The following is a 14,952-nucleotide window of genomic DNA, read 5'->3' on the forward strand; positions in this document are numbered from 1 at the left end:
GATACTCTTATCTAAAATAGTTTTAGTTATTTTGTCAAACTTATGGAAAAGCAGCATCAGGTAGTTTTATCGTTGGGAAGTAATTTGGGAGATCGGTTGGTTTTTATAGAAAAAGCAATCGATTTGATTCACCAAAAGGTTGGGACTATTGTCAAAATTTCCAGACTTTATGAAACTCCACCTTGGGGTTTTGACAGCGAACCGTTTTATAATTGTGCGTTACTGCTTCATACTTCAAAACCCGTAGAAGAAATTCTCATTTTAGTCTTAGGTATCGAAAAACAAATCGGAAGAACACGAACGGAAGAGTCCGGTTATCAAAAGCGAGAAATTGATATTGATGTCATCGCTTTTGATGATGCTATTGTAACTACTGAAAATTTGAAAATTCCGCATCCTCAAATGCACAATCGATTGTTTGTTTTGATTCCCATGCGAGATTTAAACTTGGATTGGAGGCATCCTATTCTGCAAAAATTTTTACCTGAACTGGTGCTTTTGGCTGAAGATAAAAGCAACTGTAGACTTGTGAAAGAATTGAAAACACCAATTGCTGATTTGAATTTACAAAAACTCAATTACATCGCTATTGAAGGGAATATTGGAGCAGGAAAAACAACTTTGGCTTCCAAAATTTCAGAAGATTTCAATGCAAAAATGGTTTTAGAACGTTTTGCCGACAACCCGTTTTTGCCAAAATTTTATGAAGATCAAAGTCGCTATGCTTTTCCGTTGGAAATGTCTTTTTTGGCTGACAGGTACCAACAATTATCAGATGATTTGGCTCAATTTGATTTGTTTAAAGATTTTATTGTAGCCGATTATCATATTTTTAAATCCTTGATTTTTGCCAAAGTAACTTTGACTGATGATGAATATCGCTTGTATAAAACCATGTTTGATATTATTTATAAAGAAATGCCCAAACCTGATTTGTATGTCTATTTGTATCAAAATACAGAGCAATTATTGGCCAATATAAAACACAGAGGAAGAAGTTATGAACAACAAATTCCTGCCGATTATTTAGATAAAATCAATCGGGGTTATTTGGATTATATTAAAACCCAAACCGATTTAAACATTCTAATCATCGATGTTTCTGACAAAGATTTTGTTGTAAATCAGGAAGATTATCTTTTTATTTTGGAGGAAATCCGAAAAAAAATCAAGTAATTTTTTCAAACGTCATTTTTTGAAACAAATCCCAAACCACAATCCCTGCACTAACTGAAATGTTTAAGGAATGTTTGGTTCCCAACTGCGGAATTTCAATCACTCCTTCACATTTTTGAATGGCTTCTTGCGAAACACCTTTAACTTCATTGCCAAAAATTAGAGCATATTTTTTGTTTTTTTCAACTTGAAAATCATTTAGCATTTTAGAATGTTCTACTTGTTCTACAGCCCAAACTGAATTACCATCATTTTTTACTTTTTCAATTGTTTTTATAACAGATTCCGCATATTCCCAAGTCACCGTTTCGGTAGCTCCTAAAGCCGTTTTGTGAATTTCTTTGTTGGGAGGAGTTGCAGTAATGCCACACAAATAGATTTTTTCAATCAAAAAAGCATCGGCAGTTCTAAAAACAGAACCAATGTTGTGTAAACTTCTAATATCATCTAAAATGATAGTAATGGGTGTTTTTTCAGCTTGCTTAAATTCGTCAATGTTTTTTCGTTCCAGTTCTGAATTGGCTAATTTTCTCATACGGCAAAAATAGGAAATGAATTTGATAATCTGAAAATTGAAGAATCTGAAAATTTTGGAATTTGGAAGTTGTGTTTTGAAATATCTATTTCGTATTTTTGAAATCCTAATCAAAATTCTAAACAATTGTCAGCCAAAACCAACGTAGTAAAAGAACCAAAGGAAACCCCTTTGATGAAACAATACAATCAAATCAAAGCAAAATATCCTGATGCGTGTTTGTTGTTTCGTGTGGGTGATTTCTATGAAACTTTTGGTGAAGATGCGGTTAGAGCTTCTCAAATTTTAGGTATTGTTTTGACCAAACGAGGTGCCGGTTCCGAAACCGAGACTGCATTGGCCGGATTTCCGCATCATTCCTTAAATACCTATTTGCCAAAATTGGTTAAAGCCGGACTTCGGGTTGCCATTTGCGATCAGTTGGAAGATCCGAAAATGACCAAAACCATTGTAAAAAGAGGTGTGACTGAATTAGTAACTCCCGGAGTTTCAATGAATGATGAGGTGTTGCATTCTAAAACCAATAATTTTTTGTCTGCAATTCATTTTGGAAAAAAACAATTAGGAATTTCATTTTTAGATGTGTCAACCGGAGAATTTTTAACTGCTCAAGGCAATGAAGAATACATTGACAAATTGTTGCAAAATTTTAATCCGAGTGAAATTTTAATTCCGAAACAAAATAAAAACCAGTTTAGAGAAATTTTTGGAGAAGATTATCATACTTTTTTTCTCGAAGATTGGGTGTATAACGAAGATTATGGAGTTGAGGTATTGACCAAACATTTCCAAACCAATTCATTAAAAGGTTTTGGCATCGAAGAATTACAAGAAGGCATTGTGGCTTCGGGAGCGGTTTTGTATTATCTATCAGAAACGCAACATAACAAAATCCAACACATTACTTCCATTCAACGAATTGCTGAAGATGCTTATGTTTGGATGGATCGTTTTACTATTCGAAATTTGGAATTGTATCACAGTACTAATCAAAATGCGGTTACACTTTTAGATGTTATCGACAAAACGCTCTCGCCAATGGGAGGAAGGTTGCTAAAACGTTGGTTGGCACTTCCGTTAAAAGATGCAGGTAAAATACGTTCGCGTCATGAAGTAGTTTCTTTTTTGAAAGAAAATCAGGAGGTGCTTCAAAAAATTCAATACCAAATCAAACAAATTTCCGATTTGGAGCGATTGATATCTAAAGTGGCAACCGGAAAAATTTCTCCTCGCGAGGTGATTTATTTATGTCAGTCTTTAGATGCCATCTTACCCATCAAAACCTTAGCTTTAGAAAGTAGTAATGAATCTTTGAAAGCCATTGGCGATAGTTTGCATAGTTGTGATTTGTTGCGAGAAAAGATAAAAACCACCTTAAATCCAGATGCTCCGGTTTCTATCAATAAAGGAAATGCAATTGCTAGTGGTATTCATATAGAATTGGACGAATTGCGTGCTATTTCAACATCTGGTAAAGAATATTTAGAAGGCATTGAAGCAAGAGAATCAGAACGAACTGGAATTTCATCGTTGAAAATTTCGTTCAATAATGTATTTGGCTATTACATTGAAGTTAGAAATACACACAAAGATAAAGTGCCACAAGAGTGGATTCGCAAACAAACCTTGGTCAATGCTGAGCGTTATATAACTGAAGAATTAAAAGAATATGAAACCAAAATTTTAGGTGCAGAAGATAAAATTCATCAATTAGAAACAAAGTTGTTTGAGCAATTGGTAATTTGGATTGGCACCTACATAAAGCCTGTTCAATTAAATGCTAGTTTAGTTGCTCAGTTGGATTGTTTGAATTCGTTTACGCAATTAGCAATAGATAACAATTATGTGCGTCCGGTGTTAGATGAAACTTTTGATTTAGAAATAACTAATGGACGTCATCCCGTAATTGAAAAACAACTCCCAATAGGAGTTCCCTATATTGCAAACGATGTTTTTTTAGACAGTCATTCACAACAGCTCATTATGATTACCGGACCCAATATGTCGGGGAAATCAGCTATTTTACGACAAACGGCATTGATTGTTTTGTTGGCTCAAATGGGAAGCTTTGTTCCTGCAGAGGCGGTTAGAATGGGTATTGTTGATAAAATATTTACCAGAGTAGGGGCGAGCGATAACATATCGATGGGTGAATCAACTTTTATGGTTGAAATGAATGAAACGGCTTCAATTCTAAACAATATTTCGGATAGAAGTTTGGTTTTATTGGATGAAATTGGAAGAGGAACCAGTACCTATGACGGAATTTCTATTGCTTGGGCTATTGCTGAGTATTTGCACCAACATCCTAATCAGCCAAAAACATTATTTGCCACACATTATCATGAATTGAATGAAATGGAAGTCACCTTTGAACGAATTCATAATTTTAATGTGTCCGTAAAAGAATTAAAAGATACCGTTTTATTTATTAGAAAGTTAGTAAAAGGAGGAACGGCTCACAGTTTTGGAATTCACGTAGCAAAAATGGCCGGAATACCACAGACAGTTATTTTAAAAGCACAAAAGATTTTAAAAAAATTAGAAAAAAATCATTCCAGCGAAGAATTATCAGGTATAAAATCGTCAAAAGATGATTTGCAATTAAGCTTTTTTAATTTAGATGATCCTTTGTTGGAGGAAATCAAAGAAGAAATTCTAAATATTGATATCAATACCCTTACGCCGGTTGAGGCTTTGATGAAATTAAATGAGATTAAAAGAATGTTGCAGAAAAAATAAAAGCTATTCTTTTAGTATTCAAAAAGTTACTTTTTAGTTGAGATTTTTTTTCAAAAAACACTTGTAAAAGTAAATAAATATAGTACATTTGCATCCGCATTGCTAAACAAGTGGTGCTGTTCTTATAAAAACCGTAATGCGAAAATAGCTCAGTTGGTAGAGCGCCACCTTGCCAAGGTGGAGGTCGCGGGTTCGAATCCCGTTTTTCGCTCAACTACCTTATAATGCTCGAGTGGTGGAATTGGTAGACACGCTGGACTTAAAATCCAGTGGGCAGTAATGCCCGTGCGGGTTCAAGTCCCGCCTTGAGTACAAAAGCTTCATTTGTTTTTACAAGTGGAGCTTTTTTTATTTACAAGATTCTGTATTTTAGTATGATTGTTTTACTTCGAAAGGAAATCGAATAGAATTAATAATGAACTTTGAAAGTTGAATATAAGCTTATGATTAGAACGCTTTGTGAAGTGAAGATTTTTTTTGACTTAATTCCAAAAAAAAATCCCGAACAAGTCGGGATTAATTTTTTTGTTAGCTTGCTGCTAATTACTGAGCTGGAGTTTCAGCTGGAGCTTCAGTAGCTTGAACTGTAGAGTCAATTTCCTGAACAGCTTCTTCAATTTGTTCTGTAGCTTCTTCAACTACTTCAGTTGCAGTTTCTTCAGTTGTTACTTCTTCTGCTTTTTCTTTACATGATACGAAAGAAACTGACATAGCAGCTACTAATACTAAGCTTAAAATTACTTTTTTCATCTTACTAAATTATAAAAGGTTAATTATTAATTCGAGGCAAAGATATAAATTTTTTGGTTCAACAAAATATTTTAGTTAATTTTTTTTAAAAAAAATAAAACTATTGTTTTTCAAACGTTTGAGCGTTGAAAATTAAGATAATTCTGATTCAAAAAAGAAACAATTATTTGTAGAATTATAAAGAACACAGATTACTGTTATTTTTTAGATTTTTTCTTATTCTTTTTTGGTGTAACAAGTGTCATTTCATCAATTAAATGATTAGCATTAGCATACTTATCAATTACAAATAAAATGTAGCGTACATCTACCATGATGTTTCTACAAATTTCAGGATCATAATAGATATCACTCATGGTTCCTTCCCAAACACGGTCAAAGTTTAGCCCTATTAAATTTCCGTGAGCATCAATTGCCGGACTTCCTGAATTTCCACCTGTTGTGTGGTTGGTTCCTATAAAGTTTACCGGCATTTTTCCATTTTCACCATAAGGGCCATAATCTTTAGCGTTATAAAGTTCAATTAATTTAGGCGACACATCAAATTCATAATCTCCAGGAATGTATTTTTCCATAACACCTTCCAGATAGGTTACCGGACTATAGTAAACAGCATCTGCGGGTGCATATCCTTTCACTTTGCCATAGGTTACTCGCAAAGTTGAATTGGCATCCGGAAAAATTCGAGCTTCTTTTGGACTTAATTCTAAAATACCTTTCATGTAAGTGCGTTGCAAGGCTGTGTTTTTCAAATTGATTTCATCAAATTTTGGAGCAACATTTTTGTTGTAAGCGTCAGCAAGCATTTTTACAAAAAGATAACCACTGTCTTGATTCATAGTTGCAACGGCAGTTTTTGCATCGCCACTTAACATTTCTTTCAAACCATTGTAGCTTGATAATTTTGAGGTTTTGAAAATTTCAGCGGTTTTGGCTTTTAAATCTTGATTCAATAGTTCTTGTGGCAACAATTCTTTAGGTGATTTTGTAGCATACATTTCGATTAATTGTTCCATTACTTTTTCATCAACTGTGGCATTGAAATCTTTATACAATTCTTCAAAACCCATTAAAAGATTTGTTTTTCTATCATTAAAAGCTTGTTCGCCTCTTAAATTATAAAGTTGTTCTAATTGATAAAGGCGGTATCCGAAACTCAATAATTCGGTGTTTCTCATGACCACTTCCATAAAATAATCGCGACTTAAAGCATAAGGAGCGATAGCTTTATAATTGGTTTCAAATTCAGAAAGAAGATTGCCATATTCGTTTTGTTTTCCTGCTTTGGCAACTTTGTTCATGAAGTCTTTTTCAAAATCTTTTTTGATTTGAATGGCATTCGATTTTATTAAACCTTTATTTTCGCCAATCCACTTTTTCCAATAATTAGCTACAGAAGCAAATTTGGCGGCATATTGAATTTTTATCGCTTTGTCTTTTCTCATAAAACCATCTTGAATTTTTAGAGCGACATCGCGAATTTCAATTTTGGCAGGGTTCAAATCATTTACAATTTGTTCCACTGCAACTGCCGGCAAATATTCTTGTGTTCTTCCCGGATAACCAAAAACCATTGTAAAGTCGTTTTCTTGAACACCACTTGTTGATACCGGAAAATAATGTTTTGGCGTGTAAGGCACATTTTCCGAAGAATAAGCTGCCGGACGATTGTTTTTGTCAGCATAAATTCTGAATAGAGCAAAATCACCGGTATGACGTGGCCAAACCCAATTGTCAGTATCAGAACCAAACTTCCCAATTGATGATGGTGGAGCCCCAACTAAACGAATGTCTTTAAACGTTTCAACTACAAACCAAATGTATTGATTACCGTCATAAAAAGTTCTGATTCTATTTTCTTGCCAACTTTCTTTTGGAAGTGAATTGGTCAAAGCGGAAATATTTTCTTGAATTTTCTTTTGTTTGTCAGCTTCGTTCGAAATGGTTTGTGTGTTTTCCAACACTTTGCTGGTAACATCTTCTATTTTTACAATAAATGTGACCACCATTCCCGGATTTGCTAATTCTTCGGATAAACTCATTGCCCAAAATCCTTTTTCTAAATAATCATTTTCTACGGTTGAATGGGATTGAATTTGGCCATATCCGCAATGATGATTCGTTAAAATTAATCCTTTAGGTGAAATGACTTCTGAAGTACAACCGTTATTAAAATGAGGAACGGCATCCTTCATGCTTGAATTGTTGACATCATAAATATCTTTGGCTGTCATTTTCATGCCAAGTGATTTCATTTCTTTTTCATTCATTCCTTCTAATAACGAAGGAATCCACATACCACCTTGTTGAGAAAAGGCAGAAAAACAAACAAAAAGTAATAATATACGTAAAAATTTCATGGTATTTAATTTAGTTTGGAAAGATACAATTTTTAGATAATTTGGTTTTTTATTTTAAGTTTTCATTAAGAATATGGGAAACAATCTTATCAGTTGCTCCTTTGTTCATTTGAACAAATGTGCTGCAGATATGACCTTTTTCATGACGAATAGCTTCGTTGTTGATTAGGTTTTTAAAGGCATCACTCATTTGATTCTGGTTTGCTATAGAAATACACCCTTCCATATTTACAAGAGCTATAGCTTCTGCAAAATGAGAGTAATTTGGACCAATAATAATAGGAACTCCAAATGTGGCAGGTTCTAGGAGATTGTGAACACCCGGATTTCCAAAACCGCCGCCAACATAAGCAATATCAGCATAGCTGTAAATTTTGGTTAAAATACCAATGGTGTCAATGATGAAAACATCATGTTCATTAATAGAAAGGTGACGACCTGAAGCTATATCAGAAAATAAAATGCATTTTTTTGACAACGATTTTTGTAAACCCTGAATTTGTTCCGATTTGATATTATGTGGAGCGATAATGAATTTTATGTTTTCAGTGGATTGATTGATAAAATTCACCAACAATTCTTCGTCTTTTGGCCAAGAACTTCCGATAACAATTGTCAACGTATTGTTTTTGAATTTTTCAATAAAATCCAAATGATTGTCGCGTTCTAAAATGGAAACAACGCGATCAAATCGGGTATCACCTGAAATACTAACATTTTGAAAACCTAATTGTTGTACTAATTTTTTAGAAGATTCATTTTGCACAAAAAAGTAATCAAATGAATTTAGAGCTTTTCTGTAAAAACCACCATACCATTTAAAAAACGCTTGATTTTCTCTAAAAATTCCCGAAATTAAATAGGTATTTATTTTTCTGTTTTTTAGTTCATTCAAATAATTGGGCCAAAATTCATATTTGATAAAAAACACCAATTCGGGATGAACACTATCTAAAAATTGATTCGCATTTTGTTTCGTATCAAGTGGTAAGTAAATAGTAATATCTGCAATTGTATTATTTTTTCGAACTTCATAACCTGAAGGAGAAAAAAATGTGACTACAAGTTTATGATTCGGAAAATGAGCTTTAATTTTTTCCATCACGGGTAATCCTTGTTCAAATTCGCCCAATGAAGCGGCGTGAAACCAAATGGATTTATCTGAATTAGAAATGTTTTTTGATAAAGTTTCAAAAACTGATTTTCGACCGTCAACAAAAAGTTTCATTTTCGGATTAAATAATGCGACAATTTTCAGAAAAAATCCGGCTATTGAAACTAGGAATGAATAGAAGCTTAACATGTAAAAAAAATTGTGATGCTAAAATACATTACTTTAAACAATTTTCATTGTTATCACCTCGCAAATAATTACTTTTGTTAGTTGAAACGAATTTTAAGTCGTTTTTAAAAAATTAAATCAATAAGCATGAGAAAACTTCAAATGGTTGACTTAAAAAGTCAATATGAAAAAATAAAACAAACTGTTGATACTTCTATTCAAGAAGTTTTAGATACAAATACTTATATCAATGGACCAAAAGTTCATGAATTTCAAAAGAGTTTAGAAGATTATTTAGGCGTAAAACACGTGATTCCTTGTGCAAATGGAACAGATGCTCTTCAAATTGCCATGATGGGATTGGGATTACAGCCGGGTGATGAAGTGATTACTGCTGATTTTACGTTTGCCGCAACGGTTGAAGTAATTGCTTTGTTGCAATTAACTCCTGTTTTAGTTGATGTGGACATGGTAAATATGAATATTTCGCTTGACGGAATCAGAAAAGCGATTACATCAAAAACAAAAGCGATTGTTCCGGTGCATTTGTTTGGAAGAGCCGCCAATATGGATGCGATTATGGACATTGCCAAAGAACATAATTTATATGTAATTGAAGATAATGCTCAAGCTATTGGTGCCAATTTTACTTCAAGAGATGGTGTAAAAAGGAAAGTGGGAACGATTGGTCATGTGGGTGCCACTTCGTTTTTCCCTTCAAAAAATCTAGGATGTTATGGTGATGGTGGAGCTATTTTTACCAATGATGATGCTTTGGCTCACACGATTCGTGGAATTGTAAACCACGGTATGTATGTGCGTTATCATCATGATGTTGTCGGGGTAAATTCTCGTTTAGATAGTATTCAAGCAGCGGTTTTAAATGCAAAATTACCCTTATTAGATGAATATAATGCGGCTCGTCAAGATGCTGCAAGAAAGTATTCAAAAGCGTTTGAAGGTCATAAAAATATTATTGCACCAATGATTTGTGACAGTTGTGATTGTCACGTTTTTCACCAATATACGTTGCGAATTATAGATGCCGATAGAAATGCTTTAATGGATCATTTGGTTAGTAAAGGAATTCCATGTGCGATTTATTACCCGATTCCGTTGCATTCACAAAAAGCATATGTTGATACTCGTTATAAAGAAGAAGATTTTCCGGTGACCAATCAATTGGTTCAAGAGGTAATTTCATTGCCAATGCATACCGAACTTGATGACGAACAAATCAAATTCATAACCGATTCAGTTTTAGAATTTTTTAGTTAATCATTCAAGTTTTATTCAATAAAATACATGAAAATAGTTGTCACAGGAGGTTTAGGGTTTATTGGGTCGCATACTGTTGTTGAATTACAAAACCAAGGATTTGAGGTTGTAATCATTGATAATTTATCCAATGCTTCTTTAGATGTTTTGGATGGCATTTTTTCAATAACAGGAAAGAAACCTGAATTTGAAAAAATGGATGTGAGAGACAAAGCTGCAGTGCAATCATTTTTTAAAAAATATTCCGATGTAACTGGGATTATACATTTTGCGGCTTCAAAAGCGGTTGGTGAAAGTGTAGAAAATCCTTTGTTGTATTATGAAAACAACATCAATTCTTTAGTTTATATTCTACAGGAATTACAACAAAAACCTGAAGCTCATTTTATTTTCAGTTCTTCGTGTACTGTTTATGGTCAAGCCAAAAATATGCCTATTACTGAAGATGCACCAATTCAGCCGCCAATGTCTCCATATGGAAACACTAAGCAGATTGGGGAAGAAATAATTTCAGATGTCGCCAAAATTTCTAATGTTAAAGCCGTTTTATTGCGATATTTTAATCCGATTGGAGCTCATGAAAGTTCTGCTATTGGCGAATTACCTTTAGGAGTTCCTCAAAATTTAGTGCCTTTTATTACTCAAACAGCAATGGGGTTACGAAATGAACTTTCTGTTTTTGGTAATGATTATCCAACTCCTGACGGAACTTGTATTCGGGATTACATTCATGTGGTAGATTTAGCAAAAGCTCACGTGGTTGCGTTGCAACGCTTGATTGACAAAAAGAATCTTGAAAATGTTGAAGTGTTTAATTTAGGAACAGGAAAAGGTTCTTCAGTTTTAGAAGTTATTCACGCTTTTGAAAAAGTAAGTCAAAAGAAATTACCATATAAAATTGTTGGCAGAAGAGAAGGCGATGTTATAGAAGCTTATGCGGATACCGAAAAAGCAAATAAAGTTTTGGGTTGGAAAACTGAACTCTCTTTGGAGCAAGCTTTGGAAAGTGCTTGGAAATGGGAGCGAAAAATCAGAAGTTAAGTTTATGTAATAATTCTTCGTTGACAAACAAATTAAAATAAAAAATCCCCATTTTTTAAGATGGGGATAATTTTTAGTTATTCAGTATCTGAATTACTCATTTTCAATGCTTATTCTGTTTATTCTACAGCGTTTTCTATAGCTTGGCCTGTTTCATCAACAGCATTTTCAATTGCATCTCCGGCTTCTTCGGCTGTGTTTTCAATATCGTTGCCTACAGCTTCAACTGCGTCTTCTGCTTTTTCTTCGGTTGTTTTTTCTTTACAAGAAACAACAAATAATGCTCCCATCAATACTAATCCTAAAAGTGTTTTTTTCATTTTGTTTATTTTTTAAAGTTAATAAATCCATTACCGGCAAATTAGGTGCCAAAGTTTAATTAAGCCGAAATAGTTTCCACTTCTTTGTTGATTTTATTCACTAATCCAACCAAAACTTTACCGGGCCCCACTTCTGTGAAACTTGAAGCACCATCAGCAATCATTTGTTGAACAGATTGTGTCCATTTTACCGGAGCAGTTAATTGAATGATTAAATTCTTTTTAATTTCTTCTGCATCTGAAACCGCACTTGCTGTAACGTTTTGATATACGGGACAAATAGGTTTTGAAAAAGTTGATGCTTCAATTGCAGCAGCTAGTTCTTCTCTTGCCGGCTCCATCATTGGAGAGTGGAATGCTCCTCCAACGGGAAGCAACAATGCTCTTTTTGCTCCGGCAGCTTTCATGGCTTCACAGGCTTTTTCTACTGCAGAAAATTCACCTGAAATAACCAATTGTCCAGGGCAATTATAATTTGCCGCCACAACAACACCATCAATAGCTTCGCAAACTTCTTCTACAATTCTGTCATCTAAACCTAAAACAGCAGCCATTGTTGAAGGTTTGATTTCACATGCTTTTTGCATGGCTAAGGCTCGTTGAGAAACTAGTTTTAAGCCGTCTTCAAAAGATAACGCTCCATTGGCAACTAAGGCAGAAAATTCACCTAAAGAATGTCCTGCAACCATATCCGGTTTAAAATCGGTTAAAGTTTTGGCCAAAATTACAGAATGTAAAAAAACGGCTGGTTGTGTCACCTTTGTTTCTTTTAACTCTTCAGCAGTTCCTTCAAACATGATGTCAGTAATACGGAAACCCAATATTTGATTGGCTTTTTCGAATAGTTCTTTTGCAATTGAAGAAGTTTCATATAATTCTTTGCCCATTCCTGTGAATTGAGCTCCTTGTCCCGGAAATACGTATGCTTTCATTATTTTTACTTTAAAGTTTAAGGTTTAAAAGTTTAATTAGACCTAAGCAAAAATACTATTTATTTCTGTAAAATGTTAAAGCACCTGACGGACATTTGTTAACTGTATCCATGATTTTTTCAGAAGTGGATCCGTCGATTTTAATCCAAGGTTTTTCTTTTGGTTGAAAAACATCAGGATTATTTCGAACGCAATTTCCGGAATGAATACATTTTCTTGCCTCCCAAACCACTGTTATTTCGCCGTTTGTATATTCTTTCTTTTCGTTATTTGGTTCCATATTTTTTTAATTTATGGTTTACAATACATCTCTAAGCTCAGGTGTTTTATCAAAAACACTTTTAGCAAAAGGGCACAATGGAATGATTTTTAAGTTCCTTTCTCGAGCCATGACAACCGCTTGGGTCACCATTTTTTTTCCAAAACCTTTGCCGTTATTACCGGGATTGACTTCCGTGTGATCAATGATAATTTTATCTTCACCGGCAAAAACAAAAGTCATTTTAGCTTCTGATTTACCGGCAACTTCAACAGAAAAGAAGCCGTTTTTATCGCTTATGTTTAGTTTTATTTCTTCTGACATAGTTTTAAATTTAAAATAAACCTGACAAGGATGTTCTTATCAGGTCTAAGTTACTAAAATTATTTGAGACTTTTATTATTCCATTGGAATATCCATTAGTAAAAGTTCAGCATCAGATGTAGTCGCTATTTCTAATTTTTCGGTATCCCAAATGCCCAATGCATCACGGGTATCTAAAGCTTGACCATTAATTGTTACGCTTCCTGAAATAACAAATGCATAAACGCCATTACCTTCTCTTTTAATAGTGTAATTTTCAGTCAAACCCTTTTCAAATTTACCCAAATGAAACCAAGCATCTTGATATATCCAAACACCTTCGTCATCAGGATTTGGGGATAAAATTTGTTGTAATTTATTATGTCTGTCATTCACATCTAATGTGATTTGTTGGTAACGAGGTTCCACATTTCTTTTGTTTGGAAACAACCAAATTTGTAACAATTTTGTTAGTTTGTCAGCATTCGGATTAAACTCACTATGACGAATTCCGGTTCCAGCACTCATTACTTGAACATCACCAAATTTGATGGTTTCGGCGTTTCCCATACTATCTTTGTGAGCCAAATCGCCTTCTAATGGAATGGTTATAATTTCCATATTATCATGTGGATGCATTCCAAATCCCATTCCGGCGGCAACGGTATCATCATTCAAAACTCTCAAAACGCCAAATTGAACTTTATCAGGATTGTACCAGTTGGCAAAACTAAAACTGTGATATGCATTCAACCATCCGTGATCAGCATGACCTCTTTCATTGGCTTTGTGTAAAATTGTGTTTTCCATGACCATAATTTTTTTATTATTTATAAGTACAAATTTACTACTCATTTTATGGTTTGATACTTAATGTAGGTTAAGAAATGAAGCTATTTTTTTATTTAGTATCTGAATATCAAACGAATAATGTTGTTGTTTTAAATTTATTCAGTATTTTTATGCAAACCAATATATACTAATCTTATGAAAAAAGAACTACTTACTTTATTGATGCTTAATTTGTGTTTGTTTTTGAGTTTGAATTGTCAAGATTCATTTAGTCAAAATTCTTCACAAGAACAGTTTGATCAAAATGAACTAGTTGCTAAAGTCATTCCAAACGCTTATGAGTCAACCGCAGGAGCACTCACTTTTAATGGACCTTTATCAAATTCTCAACGAACGTATCAATTGTTAATTGCATCTAGTCAATTAACAGATTTGATAGATAAGGAATTAACTTCTTTATCCTTTAGAATACCGGCCAATTCAACAGGGGCATGGCCTACTTCGCAAGTTGACTTTTCTAATTATGACATTTATTTGAGCCAATCTGTGTCTCCACCCAATAGAAGTTTGACTTCTTTTCCTAGTAATGTTGTTGGTGCACAAACTTTAGTTCGATCAGGCGGTTTGTCTATTCCTGCAGGAGCTTTTCCTAGTGGAAGTAATCCCAATCCATTTGGATTTCAAATTGTATTTTCAACAAATTGGCTTTATGTCGGGGGTGATTTGTTAATTGAAATAAGACATACAGGATATACAGGGACCTCAAGAAGTGTTGAAGCAATTGGTACAGCAGTAACAGGTTATGGAACATTATTCAGTGCTTGTTGGACTGGGAATTATACAGGAACTTCCGGAAGTCAAGGTAACTTTTCTGTTATTGAGTTAAGGGGTCAAGATGCACTAAGTATTGGAGATTTAGATCAAATGTTGTTTTCTGTTTTTCCAAATCCTGCAAATGACATGTTGAATTTTCAGGCTGAAGTGCCATTGAAAAATGTAAACATTTATAATAATGTAGGTCAATTAGTTTATAGCCAAAATTTGAGAAATACTTTTGAATCTATTATGGTTTCAGGTTTACACTCAGGGGTTTATATTGCTCAATTAGATACAGATTATGGAGTAAAGACCTTGAAATTTGTAAAGAAATAATTTCATAATAGCCGATTATTTAAGAAGATA

At 33.8% G+C, this 14,952-nt stretch carries 14 protein-coding genes and 2 tRNA genes; 7 read left to right on the forward strand and 9 right to left on the reverse strand.

Features of this window, described 5'->3' with window-relative positions:
* Nucleotides 1-42: 42 nt before the first annotated feature.
* Entirely contained in the window at nt 43-1,176 is a 1,134-nt protein-coding gene (folK, locus tag IEV15_RS00135) for a 2-amino-4-hydroxy-6-hydroxymethyldihydropteridine diphosphokinase (protein ID WP_188360471.1), read from the forward strand.
* Here folK and IEV15_RS00140 read toward each other — a convergent pair.
* On the reverse strand, nt 1,169-1,711 hold the full coding sequence (locus IEV15_RS00140; protein WP_188360472.1) for an RNA methyltransferase: 543 nt from the start codon (nt 1,709-1,711) through the stop codon (nt 1,169-1,171). The two genes, folK and IEV15_RS00140, sit on opposite strands and share 8 nt — an antisense overlap.
* 174 nt (nt 1,712-1,885) lie before the next feature.
* On the opposite strand from IEV15_RS00140, the gene mutS reads away from it, so the two are divergent.
* From mutS to IEV15_RS00155, 3 genes are all read left to right on the forward strand, one after another.
* Entirely contained in the window at nt 1,886-4,453 is a 2,568-nt protein-coding gene (gene mutS, locus IEV15_RS00145) for a DNA mismatch repair protein MutS (RefSeq protein ID WP_188360915.1), read from the forward strand.
* 138 nt (nt 4,454-4,591) lie between these two features.
* Nucleotides 4,592-4,664 (forward strand) — tRNA-Gly (locus IEV15_RS00150).
* Between the two features lie 15 nt (nt 4,665-4,679).
* A tRNA-Leu gene (locus tag IEV15_RS00155) sits at nt 4,680-4,765 on the forward strand.
* Between the two features lie 231 nt (nt 4,766-4,996).
* Here IEV15_RS00155 and IEV15_RS00160 read toward each other — a convergent pair.
* The 3 genes from IEV15_RS00160 to IEV15_RS00170 all read right to left on the reverse strand — a co-directional run bounded on the left by IEV15_RS00160 (nt 4,997) and on the right by IEV15_RS00170 (nt 8,866).
* Complete coding sequence (locus tag IEV15_RS00160; protein WP_229734063.1) at nt 4,997-5,164, reverse strand: hypothetical protein; 168 nt, start codon at nt 5,162-5,164, stop codon at nt 4,997-4,999.
* Nucleotides 5,165-5,400: 236 nt separating this feature from the next.
* Nucleotides 5,401-7,563: a S46 family peptidase gene (locus IEV15_RS00165; RefSeq protein ID WP_188360474.1), complete on the reverse strand. Its 2,163-nt coding sequence runs from the start codon at nt 7,561-7,563 to the stop codon at nt 5,401-5,403.
* 49 nt (nt 7,564-7,612) lie between these two features.
* Nucleotides 7,613-8,866 (reverse strand): 3-deoxy-D-manno-octulosonic acid transferase, encoded by a 1,254-nt coding sequence (locus IEV15_RS00170; protein WP_188360475.1) that lies wholly within the window; start codon nt 8,864-8,866, stop codon nt 7,613-7,615.
* Between the two features lie 126 nt (nt 8,867-8,992).
* Here IEV15_RS00170 and IEV15_RS00175 point away from each other — a divergent pair, with 126 nt between their 5' ends.
* A complete protein-coding gene (locus IEV15_RS00175) occupies nt 8,993-10,123 on the forward strand; it encodes a DegT/DnrJ/EryC1/StrS family aminotransferase (RefSeq protein WP_188360476.1) in 1,131 nt (376 codons plus the stop codon).
* 27 nt (nt 10,124-10,150) lie between these two features.
* Nucleotides 10,151-11,164 (forward strand): UDP-glucose 4-epimerase GalE, encoded by a 1,014-nt coding sequence (gene galE / locus IEV15_RS00180; RefSeq protein WP_188360477.1) that lies wholly within the window; start codon nt 10,151-10,153, stop codon nt 11,162-11,164.
* Between the two features lie 119 nt (nt 11,165-11,283).
* Here galE and IEV15_RS00185 read toward each other — a convergent pair whose 3' ends face one another.
* From IEV15_RS00185 to IEV15_RS00205, 5 genes are all read right to left on the reverse strand, one after another.
* Nucleotides 11,284-11,484 (reverse strand): hypothetical protein, encoded by a 201-nt coding sequence (locus IEV15_RS00185; protein ID WP_188360478.1) that lies wholly within the window; start codon nt 11,482-11,484, stop codon nt 11,284-11,286.
* 59 nt (nt 11,485-11,543) lie between these two features.
* Nucleotides 11,544-12,416, reverse strand: a complete 873-nt coding sequence (gene fabD, locus IEV15_RS00190; RefSeq protein WP_188360479.1) for an ACP S-malonyltransferase — start codon at nt 12,414-12,416, stop codon at nt 11,544-11,546.
* Between the two features lie 55 nt (nt 12,417-12,471).
* Nucleotides 12,472-12,696: a (4Fe-4S)-binding protein gene (locus tag IEV15_RS00195; protein WP_188360480.1), complete on the reverse strand. Its 225-nt coding sequence runs from the start codon at nt 12,694-12,696 to the stop codon at nt 12,472-12,474.
* Between the two features lie 18 nt (nt 12,697-12,714).
* A complete protein-coding gene (locus tag IEV15_RS00200; protein WP_188360481.1) occupies nt 12,715-12,999 on the reverse strand; it encodes a GNAT family N-acetyltransferase in 285 nt (94 codons plus the stop codon).
* Nucleotides 13,000-13,074: 75 nt separating this feature from the next.
* Entirely contained in the window at nt 13,075-13,788 is a 714-nt protein-coding gene (locus tag IEV15_RS00205; protein WP_188360482.1) for a pirin family protein, read from the reverse strand.
* Between the two features lie 177 nt (nt 13,789-13,965).
* On the opposite strand from IEV15_RS00205, the gene IEV15_RS00210 reads away from it, so the two are divergent.
* Nucleotides 13,966-14,922 carry a T9SS type A sorting domain-containing protein gene (locus IEV15_RS00210; protein ID WP_188360483.1) on the forward strand — a complete coding sequence of 319 codons (957 nt, stop codon included), beginning with the start codon at nt 13,966-13,968 and terminating at the stop codon, nt 14,920-14,922.
* Nucleotides 14,923-14,952 lie beyond the last annotated feature (30 nt).

This window comes from Flavobacterium orientale, from assembly GCF_014638005.1.
Lineage (GTDB): Bacteria > Bacteroidota > Bacteroidia > Flavobacteriales > Flavobacteriaceae > Flavobacterium > Flavobacterium orientale.